Source organism: Streptomyces sp. NPDC048415, from assembly GCF_040651675.1.
Taxonomy (GTDB): domain Bacteria; phylum Actinomycetota; class Actinomycetes; order Streptomycetales; family Streptomycetaceae; genus Streptomyces.
On the sequence record NZ_JBEZKJ010000122.1, the window covers coordinates 1 to 20,835 of the forward strand.

Genomic DNA, 20,835 nt, shown 5'->3' on the forward strand with positions numbered 1-20,835 from the left:
GGGCGCCGGATCGAGATCGGCAAGCTGCCGGGTGGGAAAGCGGCGGTGACCGAGCGGGCCGAGCAGACCGGCCGGGACGGCCAGAAGATCCTCACTGCCGCGTGGGCCGCCTCCGCCCCGCCTCACCTGCGGCTATTGCCGCAGGTGGAGATCCTCCGCCAGGCGTGGGTCCAGCACTACTTCTGGGACGCCCGTGGGCGCCTGCGCTGGCGGGACGGGCACGCCCTGCCCCCGGCTCACCTGCGCTTCGACTCCCCCTACGACACCGATACGCACTACTGCGTCAAACGGGACACCGCTTGGAGCGGCTACCGCGTCCATCTGACCGAGTCCTGCGACGAACAGCGCCCCGAGCTGGTGGTCCACGTGGCCACGACGCACTCCACCGTGCAGGACGTCGAGATGACCGCGACCATTCATGACGACCTGGCCAAGCGGGAGTTACTGCCCTGCGAGCACGTCGTCGATGCCGGCTACACCACCCCGGCACACATCGAACGGGCCGCTCGGGTGCACGGCATCACCCTGCTCGGCCCGGTGGTCACGCAGGTCTCGTTGTCGCCGCCGAGGTTGCCGCCGCACCACTCCTTCGCCGGGGCGTCTGTTGCGGGCATCTTGTACAGGTTGGTCTTGTCCATCACTGACCTCCAGAGGATCTGGTGATCTGTTCGCGGAGAGGCGGTCTCCGTGCCGTCGTGCTCGTGCTGACCCGCCCGCCCTCTTGTTGAGCCTGGGGTGCAGAGGACGGGCGGGCGTTCCTACGGCGGCGGCCCCCGACGGGGGACGCGGGGGACGGCCACGCTCATCCCGCTACCGGTGCGATCGGCGGCGCGCCGGTAGCGGGGTCTAGAAGTTGGTCTTGCTGTACGGGTGGTAGTACTTCCCGCTGCGCCCCATGGGGAGGCAGCAGTGCAGACCGCCGCGCGGGTGCTCGGTCCAGCAGTAGCCAGAGACGCGGCCTCGGGCGCCGGGAAGGGTGGACGTGCTCACGGGATCTCTCCTGTCTGTGAGGGGCGCCGGGGGCGTGCGGGGCACCGCGGCCCGCACTCGTACACCTCGACGCTCAGGTCATGTGCGCCGCTGTTGCCGGGGGCCCGTCCGGCGGATCTCGCCCCGTTCGTCAGCGGGGTACCGCACCAGCAGCAGTTCCAGCCGGAGTACTGGGCACGCGTCAGCCGGGTGACGTGCGGCGGCTTCGGCGTCCAGATCATGGGCGGTCGGCGAGCGGCACCAGGTCGTAGGCCTCACGGCAGGAGCGGCAGGCAAACGCGTTGCCGCGGGGCCCGGAGCCCTGTTCCTGCGCCTCGATCAGCCGAACTCCCCGGGCGTAGTTCTGGTGCCACGCGCACCAGCCGTATCCGCTGGGGGTGTTCGTGGTGTCCGCGGTCTGCGTGGGCTTCAGCACGTTGACTCCAACCAGTCGGCCACGCCCGGGGCCGTTCGCGCGGCCGCCGGGGTTTGTTGTGCCTCCCGACGCTAGGAGCGTGATGTGCAGCACTGCCAGCAATGTGCAGATCTTTGCAGCATGACGTCCCTACCAAAGGGACTGTCGCGTTCGCGCCCTTGACCGACTCGCCCGCCTGCATGACTGTGGCGCAAAGGACTGCACATCGCGTGGACGGAGACAGGCATGCCGCTACGGTTCATCGGGATCGACCCCGAGACGAAGACATCAGACTCGCCCACCGTCTGGATCGACCAGGAGAAGCAGGAACTCGTCTTCCAGGGCTGGAAGCCAAGCCCCGAACTTGAGGCAGAGTGCGCGGCCTTCGAGGTGCCGGGCCACGCTGTCGGAATCCCGGCGGACGAGGCCGTGATCCGTATCCCCGCCAGGATGGTGCACATGATCAGGGAGGCGTGCGATGCCGTCGACCGTTCCGACGATCGCTGAACTCATCGGCGGATGCACACGATCCGCCGTGCACCTCGAAATGCGGGACCAGTACGGCACCGCCGCGGAGGCCGAAGACTTCCAGGCCTGGCTTGAAACCGGCCGCCTCGACACCGACCCCAGCTCCCCGGACTGGGAGCCCTGGGTCAGCCTCGTCTCGCAGGCCATCGCGCGCGGCGTCTCGGTGCGGCGCGCCCGCATCGTGTCCGAGCCGGTCACCGAGTACATCCGCTACGAGCACGCCTCAACTGGCGTCAACGTGCACGCGGGCGAAGAGGTGCGCTGGCTCCCGCGCCGACGCGCCTCGGATATCGCACTGCCCGGCAACGACTTCTGGCTGTTCGACGACCAGGTGATCCGGTGGGGCTACTTCTCCGGAGACGGGGCCGTGGTCGGCCACGAGGTCTCCGAGGACCCGGCCGCCGCGAAACTGTGCTCGGAGGCGTTCGACGCCGTCTGGAACCGGGCCATCCCTCACGACCAGTACCAGATCCGCTGACCAGAAAGCACCGGCAGCCAGCCCATGCCCGCCTCGCCTTCCTCGTCTGCCCAGGCCGCGCGTGAAGCCGTCGCCCGTCGGCTGCGCGACCTCCGCAGGGAAGCCGGCCTGACGGTCGTGCAGTTGGCTGCCGCGTGCGGCTGGCACTACTCCAAGACCTCGCGCATCGAGAACGCCCTCACCGGCCCCTCGGCGACCGACATCCGCCGCTGGTGCGCCGCTACCCACGCCGAGGACCAGGCGCAGGACCTCGTCGTGCAGTCCATCAATGCTGAGTCGATGTACCGGCAGTGGCGCGACCAGGTCCGCTCCGGGCTGCGGCACATCCAGGAGAGCCGCACGCGGATTTCCCGTGAGACGGAGTGCTTCCGGATGTACTCCTCGAGCCTCGTGCCCGGCCTGCTTCAGACGGAGGGCTACGCGCTCGCCGTCCTCGGCATGGCAGCGGGTATCCACGATCTGCCTGTGGACGACAGCGCGGAGGCCGCCCGGGCCAGGATCGAGCGCTCGCGCATCGTCCACGAACAAGGGCACCGGTTCGTCGTGGTCGTTGAAGAGCCGGTGCTGTACTGCCAGGTGGCCGACCAGGACGCGATGGCCGCGCAGCTCGGATACCTCCTCACCGCGGGCGCGCTACCCGCCGTCTCTCTCGGCATCATCCCGATGGCAGCCCGACGCTCACACTGGCCCGAGGAGACGTTCCACGTCTACGACGACCGGCTCGTATCGGTGGAGCTGGTGTCCGCCGAGGTGAACGTGACACAGCCTGGGGAGATCTCCCAGTACCTGGAGACGTTCGAGCGGCTGCGCCGTATGGCCGTGTACGGCGCCGACGCGCGCGCCCTGATCGTGAAGGCCATCGACGCGCTGCGGTGACCCGGGTGGTGGACTTACCCTCCCCGTCATGACCGCCGCCGCTGTGACCCTCGCTGTGACCGCCGCCGCCCTGGAGATCTGGGGCATCGTCTGGACTGTGAAGGACATCCGTTCCGCACGGCGCCGTCTGGCGTCGTATCTGGAATTTCCGCGCACTGTGTACGGCTCGGCGCACGCCACCCTCGGCTCGGTGACGATGACCGCCGAGGGAACGGTGGGAGTTCCCACGCTTGAGCAGCGCATCGAGGATCTGGAGGCGTGGCGGCGCGGGCTGCGCGCTGAACTGGACCGGCGCGAGGGGAAGGTGACGGAGCGTCTGACGACCCGTTTTCAGGGTGCGCTGCAGGCTGCCGAGCAGACCACCGACGACCAGTTCAAGAAACTCCGCACGTACATCGGAGGCTCGCAGCAGTCCTTTTGGGAGAGCTACCGCGGGCCGATCGTCCTGGGCGTCGGTGTGGTGGTCGGCCTGGCGGCGAACATCTTCTCCAGCCTGCCGCCCTCGTGAGGACTGCCGGGCGGGTCTGACAACGGCGGCCCGGTTTCAGATCATCAGAGGCGACACCACCAGCCCCACCCGAAACCGGCCCTGCCACTGGGTGAAGGTCACCGTTGCCTACCCCAGGCTGGCAGCGAGTTTCCCATTCTCGGCTTCCTTGGCGGTGAGCTGAACGGTGCCGCGGTGGGAGACCTCCACCTTGTAGAACTTCTCACCCTTCGGTACGTCGGGCACGGCGATGTCGAAGCTGCACATGTAGTCCTTGTAGCTGCTGTCGCCGAGTTCACCGGTGGCGATGACGTCGCCGGATGCGCCGTACACGGTGACGCTGGCGCCCTCGGAGATGTCGTCGTAGCCGCTGTCGTAGCTGGCTGAGCAGTCGTCGTCTGCTGGGACGGCGTCCTTGGTGAGCGTGAAGCTACCTTCCAGGGTGAAGGCTTCGGATCCACTGGGCCCGTTGTTGGCGGTGATGGCCCAGATGCCGCCCACGATGCCAGCACCGAGCGCGAGGCCGAGGAGGCCAGCGGCGAGCGGACTGAGGCGTCTCTTCGTCATCCCAGGGGCGGGTACGGCCGGTGGTTCGGCGGGCTGCGGCGGGGTGTCGGGCTGCGGCGGAAGTTCGTTCGTCATGGTCCCCCCAAGGGCATGTGTGCTGAGAGGGCATCATGCGCTGCGTGAAGGCGCCGTGTGGGGCGTGTGGCCGTGTCGTGACCCTGGGTGGGGAAACGGGCTTCGGGCGCTGGCCTCGCGCCCTCCATCGTCCGTCCGGTTTCAGTTCCTCGATTCCTCCGCGACCGCAGCTCAGGCACGCAACACTTCACCTCGCACGCATGCACGTCACTGGGGGGACAATGCCTGACAGACCACAGCGCCCGCCGCGCCCCAACGAGGAAGACCTCATCCGCTTCCACAACGGCGACACGCTCGACAACATCCCGATCATCCGGCGGCCCGCGGCCGCGCCGCATCGCCGCCGGTTCTGGCTCACCGCGGGTGCGGTAGCCGTGCCGGTCGCAGTGATTGGCGCGCTGGTCGGGGCGGGAGCGGCCGAACTCGCGGACGGCCGAGGGCCCCGTCCGGACGCCAGGCCGCCAGCCGAATCGTCTGCGTCGGTCAGGACGCCACCGAGCTCGCCGACCGCCGGCGCCCCGCTCGTCACACCTTCGGCCAGCCCGTCGCCGAGCGAGTCCCTGACGGTGGCCGCACAGCCGCAGCTCGAACAGATACGCATCGTCCAAGCCCCGGCAACGGGAGGTGACCCGAGCACGGCGTACTGCCTCGTCTACACCGGGTCGGACAGCGGAGGCGTGAGGGACGCAATCCTCCTGGCAAACGCGCCCGCGTACCAGTGTGCGGACCTGCTGTCCTACACCCCCGACGGCGGGGGCTCGTTCTCCTCGGAGGTGCCGTCTTGCGAACCGCCCGCGCGGGCGGCCGTGCTGAGCTTCGCCGAGCAATCCGAGTGGGTCGGCGAGGTGTACTTCACATGCCTGACGCGGCACACAGGCGCGTGAGCCAACCCCAAACCGCATAGGGGATGCGGTTCGGTGCACCTGACCTGCGGGTTTCCCGGTCAGATGGCACGCCCCTGGCACGTCTCTCGGGGGCGCAGGTGCGGGCGTCCCCCGGGTGGGAGAGGCTGACGGCATGGCCTCAGTAATGCCCGTGATCGTGTACCCGCCCGACGAGACAGGTGGCCGGCGTGTGCGGGTTGACGACGAGATCCTCGGCCGGGCGTACGGGCTGCGGGACGTCGCCGAGTTCCTGCGCCGCGCGGGGATCGAGGACGTCGAGGAGGAGTACGTAGCGGCGTCCGGGCTGATCGAGTGGCGGGGCGGCGGGCCCGACGTGTGGTCGTGAACGCGCGAGCGCCCACCCTCGGCCGTGAGGGCGGGCGCTGGACTTACAGGGCGGCTACTTCCCGATGCTGATCTTGTCGTTGTCGAGCAGCGCCGTGTGTGTCGCTGCCGTAATGATCAGCATCACCATGAGGAACCCGGGCACCGGGTTCGGGTCGTTCGGGTCGGGGCTGATCGCGATTGCGGTCCCGAAGATGGCGATCTCTCCCACGGCGTATGTGACGGCGAGCCAGGGCTTCACTACTCCCTTCACCGCGGCGACGACGAACGGGACGGCCGCGGCCAGGCCGGCGCTGACGATCGGGACGAGGATCCAGATCACCTTGGCGCGCGCGGTGTCGAACATGCGGGGCCGAGCCGGCGTTAACGGCTGGTTGAAGTAGGGGTTGCTGGCCATGGGGCGCTCCTTGCCTTGGTGAGGTGGAGCGAGTGTCGACGAAATATGCAGTCGGGTCATGGGGTTTGACCACGATGGGTACTCAAGGGGGGCGCGCGGCCATACGAGCGCGCCTCCTTCACAGGCGACAGCCGTCATGTTCGCTGCGATCCATGCTCCGTCGGCGCCTTCGGCTTCACGACACTGCCCGCAGGCCGGGTGAGGATTCGCCGAAGCTCTTCGACGAGCTCGGGGGGCGGCTCGGGCGCGGCCTTGACGCGTTCGTGGATCCAGGCGACGACCTCGGGGCCGAGGAGCGCGTGGCGTTCCTCGCGGGTCATACGGAGGCGCGTGCGGAGGCAGGACCGGCGACCGCCCGACGGGACACAGCGACGCCGGAGGCAGAGCGTGGCCGTCGCGCCAGCGCAGGCGTCCGCGTGCATCCCAGTAGTAGTGGTGCACCCACACCCGGCGCAGGATCTCCACCTGCGGCAACGCGCGCAGCCGGGGCGGGGCGTCGGGCGCCCAGGCGGCGGCCAGGACTTTGCATCCGTCCCGGCCGAAAGCCTCGGCCAGGGCGGTGACTCCGGCCTTCCCGCCAGGGACCTTGCCGATCTCGACCTTGCGCCCGTAGCGCTTGTCCCACTCCGGTTCCACCAGCGGCAGCAGCCAGTCCGGGGCTGCTTGGGCGAGTTGCTCGAGTGCAGCCCGCAGGCTCTCGCCGGCCAACTCCAGGCGGCTGAGCCTGCGGACGGCGGCCAGCACGTGTGTGGCATCGGTGCGCTGGCGGCCTCCGGCCTTGAGCAGGCCGGCTTCGACCAGCCGGTTCAGCATCACCTGCAGCAACCGGTCGGCCGCATTCCCCTCGGTCAGCCGGGCCCGGAACTCGCACAGCACCGAGTGATCGAACCCGGGATCGTCCAACTTCATGCCGAGGGCGTATTTCCAGTCGATCCGAGTGCGGACCGCATTTGCGGCAGCGCGGTCGGACAGGTTCTCCGCGATCTGCAACACGCTGACCAGCGCCAACTGCCCAGGCGACAGACCAGGGCGCCCATCACGCGGGTACAGGTCCGCGAAGTCCTCGTCCTCGAACACCACGTCCAACCGGTCCCGCATCAGCATCGCCGGTGCCCCCTTCGGACACGCCGCCCACGCTGTCAGCACCGTCCGCGTCGGAATCCGCTGATAACTCCTCGGCCGCAACGACATCCCCGGGCCCTTCCCCGAGACACCACCCCGCCTCACTCCAGCGAACCGCAGAACAGACGTCGCGTCAGCACCCCTCACAAGATCGCCAACAGAGTCAGTCCGTTGTCTTGCCCGCCGCCGTCTTCGAGGCAGTGCGCTCCAGCGGGTCGAAGGTGTACGTGGTGGACTTCATCGTGCCGGTGTCGTCCCTCTTCTGGGACTCCACGACGTGGTCGAAGCCGTCGTACACGCTCCGCTCGATGACCGTTCCGTTTGAGGTGACGGACTCCTGGCGGCCGAACGGAGTACGCGGTCTGGTCACGGGCCACCGGAGGCGGAGCGGACCAGCCTGACGCAGTCGGGGCCCGCCTCCTGACGGAAGCAGGCCCCGACGCAATCATCCGCTATGGGTCAACCCTTGCGCTCAAGGGTCCCTGAGCATTTCGAGCACTCTTATCCGACGGAAACCACGGGTTCGGGCCCCGGAAAGTTCGGAGGGAGCCCATGCGGTTCGGCCGTCCCAGAGCACAACCAGGCGAGATAGCTCGAGAGGCTGCCCTCGTAGTGGAACCAGTCGTCATTCCGCCCAGCCACAACGACTGTCCATTCGTTGGGCTGCCCTTCTGTACGCCAGTGGAACTCGTCCCCGTCTATCGAGCCGCCCCACCGCAGCAACCCTCCCGATTCCGGAAACGCAGGGTAGCCACCGAGCATTCCCTTCTGCGCCATATCCTCGGCACCGGCGAGATCCTCTTTCTGCGCCTCGACGTATCCTGTTTCGCCTCCTGGGGCCGGCGACGTCACAGTGAGGAATTGCCCGATCTCCAGCCGAGGGTACCACTCCGCCAAAGCGATGTAGTCGTCTGGCAGCCCAGTCCTCAAGCCGTCGAAGACCACCTGCCAGTTGATGCGTCGTGGAACTTCGAGACGCTGCGCCACCAGCCCTGGCAGTGCAGCCTCTAGGGATTCGATACTCAACAGCCACCGCCATTTGCGTTCTTGTTTTCTATCCGCACACTGAACTGTTTACGGGTCGGCGTGGATGCCGTCATGGTGATCGCAGTCGGCCGGTCCGCGTTGTTCGGATCACCGTACTCCAGGACTGCACCGTATGTGACAGGTTCCGTGGCGAGGGCTTCCGCCATCCTGTTCTCGCACGTTTTCATTCCGCTCACATTGAAGCGTCGGTAACCCGTGAAGATGTTTTCCGGAATGTTTGCCCCGTGGAATCTGTCTCCGATGATGTGAGACCGGTTAAAGAGGTAGTCGCCATTTGCGTCTTTCACGCCGACGGGGAACCCCTGCGGAGTGAACACATCTTCTGTGCTGCGCGAGTTCGGAGGCTTGAGGTCGCTGGGACACATAAGGGCTGTCGCCCCTGTAGCGTTCCCGTTCATGAGCGGAAAATACATGTACCGCTCTTCTCTCGGCTGGGAACTGCACCTGATGCGATCCGTCAAGGAGCGGGTGTTCATCTGTCTGCATCCAGCGGAACATGCGAGGGCGTGGAGCGGGTCGTCTCCGTTCCAGATATCTATGACCGTGCTGACTGCCGCGCCCACCAGATTCCGCTTGCCTGCAGTCTTCGCCGTATCCCAAATGCTCCGACTGGCCTGGCTCTCGGCCGCCGCGGTGGCCGCCTTGGCGAGAGTCTCTTCGCCCTTTTCGAGAACGTCGGTGAACCAGGAGTCGTGCCCGTCGATCTCAACGCGGTTGATGGGATTGCCGCCGGTGAAGGCATACCGGTTTCCGGTGTACGTGTCGGTTCCGAGCCCCATGTCGGCGAGTGCGCCGTTGTACATGTCCCGGGTGGTGAAGCGGTTCAAGCCCGGGTCGTAGTCGCGGAAGCCCATGTCGTACGTGCCGGAGCCGGCGTCCCAGCGCTTGGCGTTGAACCGGTAGGGGTTGTAGTCCTCCTTGGTGGGGTCGTTGGTGTCGGGCTTGTCGATTCCGGTGAATTCCGAATCGTCGCTGTTGCCGTAGGCGGTGTAGCCGTAGGTGGCCTTGGTGTCGCCGCTCTTGTCGGTCAGCGTTTCGACGTCAGCGTGGTTGTTGTAGCCGTAGTAGCCGTCCTCACTCGTCCCGTCCGTGTTGTGCTTGATCTGGGAGAGGCGTTCGCCCCACGGGCTGTACTGGTAGGACTTGGTCAGCTCGCTGCCGACCTTCTCGTCCAGCACCTCCCCCGACATACCGAGGTAGTTGAAGTCCGTGGTCTTGCCGTCGGCCGTCTTGGAGGCGGTGCGGTCCAGTGGGTCGAAGGTGTATTTCGTCGACTTCAACGCACCCGCGTCGTCGGCCTTCTGGGACTCGACGACGTGGTCGAAGCCGTCGTACACGCTCCGCTCGATGACCTTCCCGCCGCTGGTCGTGGACTCCGCCCGGCCGAAGGGGTCGTAGGTGTAGTTCGCCGTGGGGCCGCCGGCCACCGTGGCCGACTGAAGGCGGTTGCGGTCGTAGTTGTAGTTGGTGGTGACGTTCTTGACGGCCTGGCTGATGACGTTGGCGTTGTCGTCGTGGACGTACGACTCCGTGCCCGCGCCCGTGCCGGTCTTGACACTCTTGGCGAGCCGGTCGGCGGGGTCGTAGGTGTAGTCCGTGGTCGAGGAGAGATAGGCGCCGTGGTTGTCGGCGTTCATCTTCTTCGCGACGTCCTGCGCCTTGTTCGCGTTGGGGTCGTAGGCGTAGGTGTGCGAGGCGACAAGCGTCGTGCCGTCGGGCTTCTCCTCCGTCGACGTCTTCAGCGATCCGTCGGCGTAGTAGGTGTAGTCGACGGTGTTCTTGTTGCCCTTGGTCTCCTGGAGCTTCTGACCGCGGTCGGTGTACGTGTAGGACGTGACCTTCGGGGCGGCGTCGTCCGCGGTCTTGCCGACCGAGACGGTCTTGACCATTCGCGCAGGTCGTAGGTGTACTTCGAGTACTGGTCGGGGTGGGTGATCGTGTCCGGCTGACCGGCGGCGTCGTAGGTGTACGACGTGGCCTTCTTCTCCTGACCGGCGAGCCCTTCGACCACCTTCTGGACCTGGTTGAGGCCGGTGTAGGTGACCGTGTAGGCGTCGATCTTCGCTCCGGACGAGGTGTCGTCGATGGAGGTCAGGTTGCCGTTGAGGTCGTAGGTGTAGGCGAAGTTCTTCTTCTCGTTGTCCGTGTCACCGGAGTTGTTGCGGACCAGTTTGACGCCGTCGGCGACCGCGATGCCCGTGCTGGACTGGTCGAGCTTGAGCTTGCTGTCCTCGCCCTGCTTGAGGGTGTAGGTGCCCAGGCTGACCCAGGTGCCGGTGTTCGCCGTCTGGTCCTTGGTGACGGGCGTCTCGCTGGTGGTGCCGTGGGTGAGCGTGTACTTCGCGCTCGTGGTGGCACCGGTCACCTTCGGGTACTTCACGTATGCCGTGTAGGAGCCGTCGGCGGGGATGTTCAGCGTCCATGTGAAGGCGTCGGTGCCCGAACCGACCGCGTGCGTGGCGTGGTTGTAGCCCTGCTGGCCGGTGATGTCTCCCTTGGCCCAAGTGCCGGTGGAGGAGGTGTTCTGAGTGTCGGAGTTGTCGGTCAGGACCACGCTCTGGCCGACCGGGACTCCGTCGTCCGCTCTCGACTTCAGCGAGCCGTCCGGGTAGTAGGACCACGTCATGGTCCGGTTCGAGGAGCCGTCCGCGGCCGAGATGGTGCGCGCCTTCTGCTTCCCGGTGTCGGTGTAGTCGTAGTCGGTGACGATCGACCACGGGTCGGTGGACTTCTTCACCCAGCCGTTGTCGTAGTACTCGTAGGTGGAGTCGTTGCGGACCGTCTCGCCGTCCGAGGGCGGCAGCGACGTCGTCTTGACCCGGCCCACCTCGTCGTAGTCGGTGCGGGTGTAGACGTTGTTCTTGTTGTAGCGGGCGTCCGCCGGGTCGTAGGGCTGGTACTGCTTGACGGGGCGGTTCAGCGCGTCGTACTCGGTGCGGGAGGCGAATGCCTCCGTCGAGCCGGCCGCCGTGCCCCGCGGAGTGATGACCTTGGTGACGTTGCCGACCTGGTCGTACTCGTACTTGGTCGAACGCGTCTTGCTGCCGTCGTAGGGGGCCTTGACCTCGGTCTGCTTGCGCCGTGCGTCGTAGACGACGGTGGTGGTGTTGTTCTCCTTGTCCGTGCTCGTGACGGTCAGACCGTCCTTGTCGTAGGACTGCTGCGTGTACTTGCCGGCCGAGTCGGTGACCTTCACCGGGCGGTGGTTCAGGTCGTAGTCCGTCTTTGACGTGAAGTCGCCGGTGTCCGCGGTCGCGTTCTTCTTCGGGTCGACGAACCACGACCCCCTGCGCGGCGGCGTGCACCGCCATGACCCGCACATCGATCCCGGGAAACAGCACATCCTCGATCGCCACGACCCCCATACCGGGGCAATCCCCACGAGAAACGTTCCCGCACTCGCGTGCTCACCTGGGGATTCACGGAATCGCGGCCTGAACCAATTGTTTGACCGTCGACAGCCCGGAACTGCTCAGCCCCTACTTCGAACTGATGCGCTGCCGCCTGGCCGAGGAGGCCCTGACGGGAGTGATCGACCTGCTGGTGAACTGACCAGCCACTTGCCGCCACAGAAGCGACCGTGCTGGTCACAGTCCTCAACGAAACGCTGCGACCAGCGATTTCACAACACGACCTAGGTCTCGCAGACCAGAGTTTCGGGCCGATAATGCGTGGTGCCGTTGACCTCTACCCACCCGCTGACAAAGGCGCACCAGTCATCGGCTTGAGAGACGTAGATGCCCCCGGCATAAGTAGAGTAGACGCCTGTGTCGTGCCACGAGGCTGCCCACTCCTGGTGGCGAAGGCGGACTTCCATGTTGTGATCACCCGCCCGGTTGTCGTAGGTCTTGGCACAATACGTGCCGCTACCCGCGGGGTCGTACCAGATCTTGATTTCCCCCATACCATCCGGCACGGGAACGGTCTTTACCCAATGGCCCTTGCACTCGCCCAGGAACGGGCCCGAGTAGCCAGGCGGGGCCGCGTCTGCGGACGCGGACGCGGTGCCCGACCCACCGAGCGTGGCACTGGCCACGAACCCGGAGACGGCGGCAGCGATTAAGACGCGTCTTTTCATCCCGTCGAACCTTTTCACTGGGCCCCCAGTTTCTTATCAAGCGGCAATCAAGGGATTTCGGATAGTCCCCCAACCTGCGCGCGTGGCCGATCCACCGTAGCAACGGGGAAATTCCTATGAGGCCTTCTTCCTGAAGGATGGCTGGTAACGATGTCTTCGGCCTTCTGGACACATCGGTAGGAGGCACCAACAGGGAGGGCGCCCAACAGCATGTATCAGCCACATCATTTACAGAGGGCGCGTCGGCAGTACTCCAACGCCTTACCACCTGGGCCTGAGCAGCTGGGGCGGCCTCGAGCCTCCCGCGGCGAGGCCGCCTCCGCGGTCCGGGCCGGGACGGCGGCCCGCCGCTCGAGCCGGCTGGCACTCCTCGGGGCCGCAGCGCGCGCAGCCGCGGCCCCGCTGCCCCTACGGTCAGCGCGGACACGGCCCTGCAGCTCCTCAGGGAGGCGCACGGTGAGCTGGACACCGGCCCCAGGGCGTCCGCGGCCTTCCTGGACGCCTCCGGCACGGTGGCCCCGACCGCGGCGTACACCGCCGCCGAGGCCCATATGCCCTCGGCCGCCCAGCAGTTCGCAGCCCTGGCCGAACAGACCGCAGCCCGCCTTGTCCGCGGCCGCGGGCGGGGAGCTGTCGCCGGCGCAGTGCGTGCTGCACGCGGGCGTTGCCGGGCCCTGCGCTAGAAGGTCAGGTTCCAGGCGTCGATCTTGCCTGTGTCGGAGGCGGCGTTGTCGTTGACGCGCAGCTTCCAGGTGCCGTTCGCGACCTCCGAGGAGGCGTTTACGGTGTAGGTCTGGGCGATGTTGTCGGTGCTGCCGCCGGCGTGGTTGTGCAGCGTGTAGACGGTGCCGTCCGGCGCCACCAGGTCGACCTTCAGGTCACCGATGTAGGTGTGCTTGATGTCCACACCCACCTTGAGGGTGGCCGGGGCGTTGCCGGTCACGCCGGTGACGGCGATCGGGCTCTCCACGGTCGCGTTGTCGCTGATGGCGAAGTCCGCGAGGTTCTCGAAGTACTTGCCGGGCGGCGGGGTGGTCCCGACGGCCTTGAGGGCGTCGACCTGTCCCTCGCCGAAGAACGAGTTGTTGGCCGTCGTGCCCGTGCAGCGGCTGTCCGAGGGGCAGGCGATGTCGTTGGCCTGGGCGGCCAGCTTGGCGCGGATCTGCGCCGGAGTGATGCCCGGGTTGGCGCTGGCGATGAGTGCCGCCACGCCGACCACGTGCGGGGTGGCCATCGAGGTGCCGCTCTTGCTGCCGTAGCCGCCGCCGGGGACGGTGGAGTACACGTTGCTGCCCGGCGCCGCGACGTCGATGACGCCCTGCCCGTAGTTGGAGAACGAGGCCTTGGTGACGCCCGTGGCGTTGGCCGCGACCGTGACCACGCCCGGCAGCTCGGTCGGGATGTCGAGGCAGGCGTTGGTGATCGTGCGGGTGACCGGCGTCGAGTCGTTCGGGCTCGCGGAGTCGGTCGTCTTGTGGGCGAGGTCGTAGTTCTCGTTGCCCGCGGCGGCGATCTGGAGGGAGCCCTTGCCCTCGGCGTACTCCTGGGCGCGCTTGACGCCCTCGATGATGGCGGCCTGGTCGATGTTGTCCGGGCAGTTGAACTGCCACGGGTCCGTGTAGTAGCTGTTATTGGTGACCTTGAAGCCGTGGTCACCGGCCCAGACGAAGCCGCAGATGGTGTTCTCGGCGAAGAAGAAGGAGTTGCCCGGCTCGGCGACCCGGACCGCGGAGATCTTCACCCCGGGGGCCACGCCGACGACGCCCTTGCCGTTCTTGGCCGCGGCGATGGTGCCCGCTACGTGGGTGCCGTGCGTGTCGACGTCCCGCCAGGCGCCGGCACGGGTGTCGGGCTTGCCGTAGGCGCAGGAGACTGAGTCGGCCGCGTTGAAGTTGGGCGCCAGGTCCTGGTGCTGGTCGTCCACACCGGTGTCCAGGATGCCGACTGTGACTGAGGCGGAGCCCGGGTTCACGGCCCAGGCCTGGTCGGCCTTGATCTGGCTCATGTCGGCCCGGACCGGTTCTCCGGCCGGGGTCGAGGCCTGGGCCGGATTGGCCGGGAGCGCCGGGTTGTAGGCGTCGGCCGGGACGTCCGAGGTGCGCGTGGCGCCGACCTGCTGCACGCCGGCGACGCCGCGCATGGTGGCGGCGAATTCGCTGGACGCCGAGTGGGCGACGATCACGCCGATGGCGTCGAAGTTCGAGAAGACGGTGCCGCCGTTGGCCGCGATCGCGGAGCGGACCGCCGAACTGTCACCGGGGGCGGTGATCACGAGGTAGGCACGCGTGCCGGCCACCCAGGTCGCACTCTGGGAAGCCGGCACGGCGGCCGGAGCGTGGGCCTTGGCGGCTGGCGCGGTGGAGGGGTCGATGGGGAGCGTGCCCGCGAGGGCGCCCGGGGCGCCGAACGCGAGGGCGGCGCCGAGCGTGGCCGCCAGGACCAGCGTGCGTCTAGGGCGGCTGGATATGTGGGGTATCAAAGCGTCCTCCGGAGACGGCCCGGCCGTGCTGAGGGCACCGGCGGGGCCGTACGAAACGAGTGGTGGATGCAAGATGTCAGACGGGTCCTCCTGTACGGAAGTACCTTTCTGTGCAGGGGCGTTATAGGGGCATGGCTGAAAAGAGACGTACTCCGGGCATCGGGGGGTCGGGATCCACTGGGAGCTCGGCGACGTCGACCGCGCCCTGGTGGCCGTCGGCGACGTGCCGGCCACGTCCGTCCAGCTGCAACTCGTGGAGCGGACCGCGCCGCAGCCTCATCTGTTGGTGACGCCTCGACAGGCCCGAATCGTGAGGGTTCAGAAGGGGAGCGGTTCGGCATCCAGTGACTCCGTGTATCCCAGGGCCCACCGCCCGGGGACGGTCTCACAGATCGCCTCCAGGTCGTCCCTGGTCCGGCCCCGGGCGTGCAGCCAACTGTGGGCGCCCAAGCCGTCTTGGCGTAGCAACTGCCCCGGGGCGGAGAACCAACGCACTGGAAAGTCCTCCGGACCCGTCCACATCGGATAGTCGGGCAGTGCGACCCGCTGGAAAGCGTTCGGGCACCGCCCCAAGTAGGTAGGTGCCAGAACCCGAACGCCCGGCCGTGGCAGGAGTACGTGGCGACGACGGGTCCCCTCTCCCTACGCAGGTCGCCGAGGCCCTGATGGGACGGCTTCCCAACAGCGAGCGGTGGGACACGTGGCTGACGTACGGCGAGCAGAAGCATCGCGCGCTGCTCTCAGGCGCGTGGCGCCCTACATGCGGAAGGAGATCTGCGAGGTGGGGAACCGGGCGAAATCGGCGGTCCTCTCTGGGTAGATGGTCCCGAGGCCAAGCGCGGTGAGCAGGTGGTCGCAGGACTGGTTCAGGGCACTCTCCGGGGTGACCGGCTCGTACAAGCCGGGGTGGTCGGCCGGTTCCTGGGCAGCCAGGGAGGGCTGGTCACGCACGTGCTGGGCGTAACCCAACAGGTGGGCATGGCGGGCGTTGTTGAAGTCGTCGTCGCTGAACTCGTGTGCCGTGAGTTTCGCGATGGCCCGCAGTCGGGCGTCGATGACGCCGATCTGGGAGTCGACAGTGAGCGGGGCGCCGAGGTGGCCGACGACGCGGTGAAGCGTGCCGAAGCCGGGCTCGAAAACGGTACGGGCCGCGGACTCCAGGGCTGTCAGGTCGACGCGCCCGGTGTAGGCGGCGTCAGTGAACGTGTCCAGCAGCGCCTTGCGGGCGGCCGGTGTGGCAGCAGGGTGGTCGAACTGCTGGAGGATCTCCCGGGCGATCTGGCGAGCCTGGCGCAGGCTGGCTCTCGGATCACCGGCCCAGGTCGCCATGGCGGCACGGACCTGGCGCAGCCGGATGAACTCGTCGCCCCAGTAGATCCAGATGCCGACGGGGATCTGCGCCAGGGCACGGATGCCGACGCCTTGCTTGCGGTGGTGAAGCAATGTCTGCAGGAGGTGTCGCTGCTTCTCGTCGTACAAGGCTGGGCACGAGCCGTGGCCTTTGCCGGCCGGGCGGCGCTGCGGGTAGTCGAGAAGGCCCTTCTCGGTCCAGTCGCGGGTGCGAGCAGGCTGGTGACTTCGGCGATCGCCTCCGCCGAGGGGTGGTAGTAGCGCCGTACGTTCAGGGCGCGCAGGCCGCATGGCCCAGATGTTCGCCACGATTCCCCTCCCAAAGGTCTGAGATCGTGTCGTCATCATTACCGGGTGCAGCAAAAGAGCCGGCACCGCGAGGCGGTACCGGCTCTTGGTGGTCTCGAGCTGCAACACGAGACCGTGGCGTCCCTGTTCGGCTTGTGGTTGGAGTCAGCAGCAATCAGGGCAGCTTCCGCCGGGGAGAGCCCCGGCTTGCCGTCCCGCGGGTACCACTCGACGAAGTCCTCGTCCCGCCAAAGACCGTCGAGATGGTCGCGGATGGCCATGGCGGTGGTGCCGTGGGGGTTGCTGGCACGGGCGACCTTCACGGTCAGCTCCGGCACCTCGGAGCCGGAACGGGGCTGAATGCACAACTCGGTCTCCTCCGGTGGGACGGAGACTCACCGTCGCAGCAGCATCCACAACGCAGAGCAGAGATCGATCGAACTGACACCGCAAGGGCTACACCTCGGTGCGGGTTGACGTAAGCACCTCCGCCACTTCAGCACCACAGGGGGCAGTTCTGGCGTTTCGCGAAACCGTTACAGGGGGCGTGATCCTGGACTCCGCAGAGACCACGAACACCCAGTTGAGCAGCGGAAAAGGCTCTGTTCGGGAAGACAGGATCCGCCTGCCAGCCATGCCCTCCGAGCTCCCACTCTCCAAGATCCCCGACAGCGTCACCTACTCACCCCCGGTGACTCACCTTGCCGCGAGCAGGGGGGCGCCAACTCCGCGCAGCAGCGTGTCGACCACCACGTCGGCGGCCTGTGCGGGACTGAGGTCGGGCAGGTTCTCGGCGGCGTGCCGCATCAGCGGCGGAAGGAGCGCGGCCACCCAGCCGGGCGGCAGGTCGGAGCGCAGCAGTCCCTCGTCGGTCGCACGCCGCAGGAAGGCGTCGACCTGGTCGATCAGGCGTTGGCGGCGCTCGCGCAGCGTCTCCTCGGCGTGCAGACGGCTGGTTTCCACCGGCCATTTCCGGTTGGCCGCGATGATCCCCTCGACGTAGCGGTGCAGCGCCACCGGGACCGGGGCTTGATCGAGCCTGGCGGCGTCAACGGCGTGCTCGACCGCGTCGTATCGGGCCTGGTAGACGGCGGCCAGGAGTTCTTCGCGGGAGGCGAAGCGCCGGTAGACGGTGCGCCGGTCGACGCCCGCCTCCGCTGCGATGGCGGCGATGCTCGCCGAGGCATCGTCGGCGAGCATCCGGGCCCCGGTGCTCAGGACAAGTTCGAGGTTGCGCGCTGCGTCGGCTCTCATGGTCACGAGTATACACACTTACGAGGCAGATAAGACCACGGATCGCCACACCCTTGCGCCATGTTCAGATATAAGTGCTACATTGATGAGGCGGTTGGCGAAGCCCTTCGCCCCGGGACCGAGAGGACGATCATGATCACCTACGACAAGCTTTTCATCGGCGGCACGTGGACCGAGCCGAGCAGCCCGGACCTGCTCGACATCCTGTCCCCGCACGACGAGTCGCTCGTCGGGCGCGCCGCCCAGGCCCGGCCGGCCGACGTGGACCGTGCGGTGGCCGTCGCCCGCGCGGCCTTCGACGAGGGGACCTGGCCAAACACTCCGCCGGCCGAGCGGATCGCGGTGCTGCGCCGCCTGAACGCCCTACGCGAGGCCCGCGCCGAGCAAATCGCGGCCGTGATCACCGCGGAGAACGGCTCCGCCGGCTGGTTCACGCGCGCCGGGCAGCCGAGCCTGACCCGGCAGGCCAATGCCTACCTGAAGGCGGCCGAGGACCTGGCGTGGGAGGAGAACCTGACTCCCACCGACCCCGCGACCACCGTGCGCAGCGTGGTGCGCCGCGAGGCGATCGGCGTCGTGGCCGCCGTCATCCCGTGGAACTCGCCGTTCTCCGCCTCCCTGGCGAAGATCATTCCGGCGCTGCTGGCCGGCAACACGGTCATCCTGAAGGTCTCACCGGAGAACTCCCTGAGCATGGGCCTGCTCGCCGACCTGCTGGCCGAGTGCGGGCTGCCCACGGGCACGATCAGCGTGCTGCCGGCTGACCGCGAGACCAGCGAGCACCTGGTGTCCCACCCCGACGTTGACAAGATCGCGTTCACCGGTTCGACCGGCGCCGGGCGCCGGATCGCCTCCATCGCTGGTCAGCAGCTCAAGCGCGTCAGCCTGGAGCTCGGCGGCAAGTCTGCCGCCATCGTCCTGCCCGACGCCGACCTGGCGAAGTTCACAGCCGGCCTGGCCTTCTCCTGCCTGCTCAACAACGGCGAGGCGTGCATCGCCCAGACCCGCATCCTCGCCCCGCGCAGGCGCTATGAGGAGGTCGTCGCCGCCGTCAAGCAGGTCGTCGAGTCGCTGAAGGTCGGCGACCCGCAGGACCCGGACACCTTCATCGGCCCGATGATCCGCCGCGACCAGCAACAGCGGGTGCGCGACTACATCGAGGTCGGCATCAAGGAAGGCGCACGCCTGGTCACCGGTGGCCCGCAGGTGCCGGTCGGCCTGGAACAGGGCTACTACGTCACCCCGACCGTCTTCGCGGACGTCGACAACGCGATGCGGATCGCCCAGGAGGAGATCTTCGGCCCGGTGCTGGTCGTCATCGCCTACGAGGACGAGGACGACGCCGTGCGCATCGCCAACGACTCCGAGTATGGCCTGTCCGGCGGCGTGTGGTCCGCCGACGAGCAGCACGCCCTGGCCATCGCCCGCCGCATTCGCACCGGCACCGTCACGATCAACGGCGCCCCCGTCGGCTTCGACGGCCCGTTCGGCGGCTTCAAGGCCAGCGGCCTGGGCCGCGAGTACGGCTTCGCCGGCCTGAACACCTACCTCGAATACAAGACCGTCACCATCTGATCACCCGTCGACAGGGGGCCGCACGCGGCCCCCGACTGGAGGCGCGCCCCACCATGTCCACCGCCCTTACCCCCGCGCCCGCAGCGGCGCCGCACACTCCCCTCGAACACGACAGGCGCCCCGGCGTCACCGAGGCCATGAGCGCTCTGGTCCTCGCCGTGCTGCTGGCCGCCCTCGATCAGACCATCGTCTCCACCGCGCTGCCACGCATCGCCTCCGACCTCAACGGCTTCGCGAACATCGCCTGGGTCAGCGCCGCCTACCTGCTGGCCTCGACCGCCGTCACTCCGCTGTGGGGCAAGCTCGGCGACATGGTCGGCCGCAAGCGCCTGTACCTGTCGGCGACGGCGCTGTTCCTGGTTGCCTCGGCCGCGTGCGGCCTGGCACAGAACCTCCCCCAGCTCGTCGCGGCCCGCGCGGTGCAGGGCGTGGGCGGCGGCGGCATGATCGTGCTGACCTTCGCCCTCGTCGGCGACATCGTCGCCCCCGCCGAACGCGGCCGCTACCAGGGCATGTTCGGCTCCGTCTACGGCGTGGCCAGCATAATCGGCCCGCTACTCGGCGGCGTCTTCACCGACGATCTGTCCTGGCGCTGGGCGTTCCTGATCAACCTGCCCGTCGGCGCCGTCGCCCTGATGCTGGCCGCCCGGGTACTGCCGAACGCAGCACGCGCCGCCACCGCCCGCATCGACTACGCCGGCGCGACCCTCCTAGCCTCCATCGCCACCGCCCTCGTCATGGTCACCTCCTTCGGCGAACGCTGGGGCTGGGGCTCGCCGCGAATTGCCGGGCTGATATTCGCCGCCGTTGCGCTCAGCGCGCTGCTGGTGCCGGTGGAGCGGCACGCCTCCGCCCCCATCCTGCCGCCGGCCATGCTGCGCTCGCGCACCGTGGTCCTCGGCTCACTGATCGGCTTCGCGGCGAACGTCGCAATGTTCAGCGTGCTGATTTACCTGCCCACCTACCTTCAAGTGGTGCACGGCGTGTCGGCCACCCTCTCCGGCGTGCACCTGCTGCCGCTGGTCGGCGGCCTGGTCGTCACCCAGACACTCGCCGGACGCCAGACCGCCCGCCCCGACCGGGTCAGGATGATCCTGATCGCCGGCATGGCCCTCAACGTCGTCGGACTACTCCTGCTCGCCACCATCGGCGCCGGCACAAGCACCCTCGTGCTCAGCGCATACTTCCTGGTCACCGGCGCCGGCATCGGTATGGTGCCCATGGTCGTCCTGACCGCAGTACAGAACTCGGTCCCCGCAGCGGACATCGGCGCCGCCAGCGCCGCAGTCACCTTCGCCCGCTCCACCGGCGCAGCCTTCGGCGTCGCGATCTTCGGCACCCTGCTGAACGTGGGCCTGGCCGACCGACTGCACGACGCGGCGCACCGAGGCATCCACGTGCCGAGCGGAATCGACCCGACCCAGACCGACACGGTCGATTCGCTGCCGCCCATCGCCCGCCAAGCCGTCCTCGACGCCTTCGCCCACGCCACCGCCACCGGCTTCCTGTGGATCACTGCGTTCGCCATCGTCGGCACCCTGCTGGCCGTGTTCCTTACCGCGCGCCCCCGCCAGTCGAACTGAGCAAGCGGCAGGGGCGGCCCGATGCGTACGCATCGGGC

20 protein-coding genes and 2 pseudogenes are annotated in these 20,835 nt (G+C 67.9%); 10 read left to right on the plus strand and 12 right to left on the minus strand.

The window, feature by feature from the left end; genetic code table 11:
• Nucleotides 1-663: pseudogene (locus AB0D27_RS40630) on the plus strand (hypothetical protein); the annotation flags it as partial.
• Between the two features lie 183 nt (nucleotides 664-846).
• Here AB0D27_RS40630 and AB0D27_RS40635 read toward each other — a convergent pair.
• Nucleotides 847-990 carry a hypothetical protein gene (locus AB0D27_RS40635; protein WP_362519346.1) on the minus strand — a complete coding sequence of 48 codons (144 nt, stop codon included), beginning with the start codon at nucleotides 988-990 and terminating at the stop codon, nucleotides 847-849.
• Nucleotides 991-1,207: 217 nt separating this feature from the next.
• Nucleotides 1,208-1,405 (minus strand): hypothetical protein, encoded by a 198-nt coding sequence (locus AB0D27_RS40640; RefSeq protein WP_362519348.1) that lies wholly within the window; start codon nucleotides 1,403-1,405, stop codon nucleotides 1,208-1,210.
• A 225-nt stretch (nucleotides 1,406-1,630) separates the two neighbouring features.
• Between AB0D27_RS40640 and AB0D27_RS40645 the strand changes: the two genes are divergently transcribed.
• Genes AB0D27_RS40645 through AB0D27_RS40660 form a run of 4 tightly spaced genes read left to right on the plus strand, consistent with a single transcriptional unit; the run spans nucleotide 1,631 to nucleotide 3,774 of the window.
• Nucleotides 1,631-1,891: a hypothetical protein gene (locus AB0D27_RS40645; RefSeq protein WP_362519351.1), complete on the plus strand. Its 261-nt coding sequence runs from the start codon at nucleotides 1,631-1,633 to the stop codon at nucleotides 1,889-1,891.
• Nucleotides 1,863-2,390, plus strand: coding sequence for a DUF6879 family protein (locus AB0D27_RS40650; RefSeq protein ID WP_362519354.1), 528 nt, complete (start codon nucleotides 1,863-1,865; stop codon nucleotides 2,388-2,390). Before AB0D27_RS40645 ends, AB0D27_RS40650 begins: the two co-directional genes overlap by 29 nt.
• Nucleotides 2,391-2,414: 24 nt before the next feature.
• A complete protein-coding gene (locus AB0D27_RS40655; RefSeq protein ID WP_362519357.1) occupies nucleotides 2,415-3,266 on the plus strand; it encodes a helix-turn-helix transcriptional regulator in 852 nt (283 codons plus the stop codon).
• A 28-nt stretch (nucleotides 3,267-3,294) separates the two neighbouring features.
• Entirely contained in the window at nucleotides 3,295-3,774 is a 480-nt protein-coding gene (locus tag AB0D27_RS40660) for a hypothetical protein (RefSeq protein WP_362519360.1), read from the plus strand.
• 108 nt (nucleotides 3,775-3,882) lie between these two features.
• Here the strand turns inward: AB0D27_RS40660 and AB0D27_RS40665 are convergent, their stop codons facing one another.
• On the minus strand, nucleotides 3,883-4,395 hold the full coding sequence (locus tag AB0D27_RS40665; protein WP_362519362.1) for a hypothetical protein: 513 nt from the start codon (nucleotides 4,393-4,395) through the stop codon (nucleotides 3,883-3,885).
• Nucleotides 4,396-4,616: 221 nt separating this feature from the next.
• On the opposite strand from AB0D27_RS40665, the gene AB0D27_RS40670 reads away from it, so the two are divergent.
• Both AB0D27_RS40670 and AB0D27_RS40675 read left to right on the plus strand, forming a co-directional pair.
• Nucleotides 4,617-5,279, plus strand: a complete 663-nt coding sequence (locus AB0D27_RS40670) for a hypothetical protein (protein ID WP_362519365.1) — start codon at nucleotides 4,617-4,619, stop codon at nucleotides 5,277-5,279.
• Nucleotides 5,280-5,412: 133 nt separating this feature from the next.
• Complete coding sequence (locus AB0D27_RS40675) at nucleotides 5,413-5,625, plus strand: hypothetical protein (protein ID WP_362519367.1); 213 nt, start codon at nucleotides 5,413-5,415, stop codon at nucleotides 5,623-5,625.
• Nucleotides 5,626-5,679: 54 nt separating this feature from the next.
• On the opposite strand, the gene AB0D27_RS40680 is transcribed toward AB0D27_RS40675, so the two are convergent.
• The 5 genes from AB0D27_RS40680 to AB0D27_RS40700 all read right to left on the minus strand — a co-directional run bounded on the left by AB0D27_RS40680 (nucleotide 5,680) and on the right by AB0D27_RS40700 (nucleotide 11,512).
• Nucleotides 5,680-7,125 carry a transposase gene (locus tag AB0D27_RS40680; RefSeq protein ID WP_362519369.1) on the minus strand — a complete coding sequence of 482 codons (1,446 nt, stop codon included), beginning with the start codon at nucleotides 7,123-7,125 and terminating at the stop codon, nucleotides 5,680-5,682.
• A gap of 181 nt (nucleotides 7,126-7,306) precedes the next feature.
• The gene (locus AB0D27_RS40685) at nucleotides 7,307-7,513 is read right to left on the minus strand and encodes a hypothetical protein (protein ID WP_362519372.1); all 207 of its coding nucleotides are present in this window, start codon (nucleotides 7,511-7,513) and stop codon (nucleotides 7,307-7,309) included.
• A 131-nt stretch (nucleotides 7,514-7,644) separates the two neighbouring features.
• Entirely contained in the window at nucleotides 7,645-8,169 is a 525-nt protein-coding gene (locus tag AB0D27_RS40690) for a hypothetical protein (protein WP_362519375.1), read from the minus strand.
• The gene (locus AB0D27_RS40695) at nucleotides 8,166-9,827 is read right to left on the minus strand and encodes an RHS repeat-associated core domain-containing protein (protein WP_362519399.1); all 1,662 of its coding nucleotides are present in this window, start codon (nucleotides 9,825-9,827) and stop codon (nucleotides 8,166-8,168) included. The genes AB0D27_RS40690 and AB0D27_RS40695 overlap by 4 nt, the downstream gene beginning before the upstream one ends.
• 101 nt (nucleotides 9,828-9,928) lie before the next feature.
• Entirely contained in the window at nucleotides 9,929-11,512 is a 1,584-nt protein-coding gene (locus AB0D27_RS40700; protein ID WP_362519378.1) for a hypothetical protein, read from the minus strand.
• A gap of 137 nt (nucleotides 11,513-11,649) precedes the next feature.
• Between AB0D27_RS40700 and AB0D27_RS40705 the strand changes: the two are divergent.
• Nucleotides 11,650-11,742 (plus strand): annotated as a pseudogene (locus AB0D27_RS40705) (dehydrogenase); the annotation flags it as partial.
• An 82-nt stretch (nucleotides 11,743-11,824) separates the two neighbouring features.
• Here the strand turns inward: AB0D27_RS40705 and AB0D27_RS40710 are convergent.
• The 4 genes from AB0D27_RS40710 to AB0D27_RS40725 all read right to left on the minus strand — a co-directional run bounded on the left by AB0D27_RS40710 (nucleotide 11,825) and on the right by AB0D27_RS40725 (nucleotide 17,639).
• Nucleotides 11,825-12,268 (minus strand): hypothetical protein, encoded by a 444-nt coding sequence (locus AB0D27_RS40710; RefSeq protein WP_362519381.1) that lies wholly within the window; start codon nucleotides 12,266-12,268, stop codon nucleotides 11,825-11,827.
• 679 nt (nucleotides 12,269-12,947) lie between these two features.
• Nucleotides 12,948-14,747, minus strand: a complete 1,800-nt coding sequence (locus tag AB0D27_RS40715; RefSeq protein ID WP_362519384.1) for a S8 family serine peptidase — start codon at nucleotides 14,745-14,747, stop codon at nucleotides 12,948-12,950.
• A gap of 756 nt (nucleotides 14,748-15,503) precedes the next feature.
• Nucleotides 15,504-16,406, minus strand: coding sequence for a hypothetical protein (locus AB0D27_RS40720; protein ID WP_362519387.1), 903 nt, complete (start codon nucleotides 16,404-16,406; stop codon nucleotides 15,504-15,506).
• Between the two features lie 675 nt (nucleotides 16,407-17,081).
• A complete protein-coding gene (locus AB0D27_RS40725) occupies nucleotides 17,082-17,639 on the minus strand; it encodes a TetR/AcrR family transcriptional regulator (protein WP_362519390.1) in 558 nt (185 codons plus the stop codon).
• Nucleotides 17,640-17,771: 132 nt separating this feature from the next.
• On the opposite strand from AB0D27_RS40725, the gene AB0D27_RS40730 reads away from it, so the two are divergent.
• Nucleotides 17,772-19,214: an aldehyde dehydrogenase gene (locus AB0D27_RS40730; protein WP_362519393.1), complete on the plus strand. Its 1,443-nt coding sequence runs from the start codon at nucleotides 17,772-17,774 to the stop codon at nucleotides 19,212-19,214.
• A 53-nt stretch (nucleotides 19,215-19,267) separates the two neighbouring features.
• The gene (locus AB0D27_RS40735; RefSeq protein ID WP_362519396.1) at nucleotides 19,268-20,797 is read left to right on the plus strand and encodes an MDR family MFS transporter; all 1,530 of its coding nucleotides are present in this window, start codon (nucleotides 19,268-19,270) and stop codon (nucleotides 20,795-20,797) included.
• Nucleotides 20,798-20,835 lie beyond the last annotated feature (38 nt).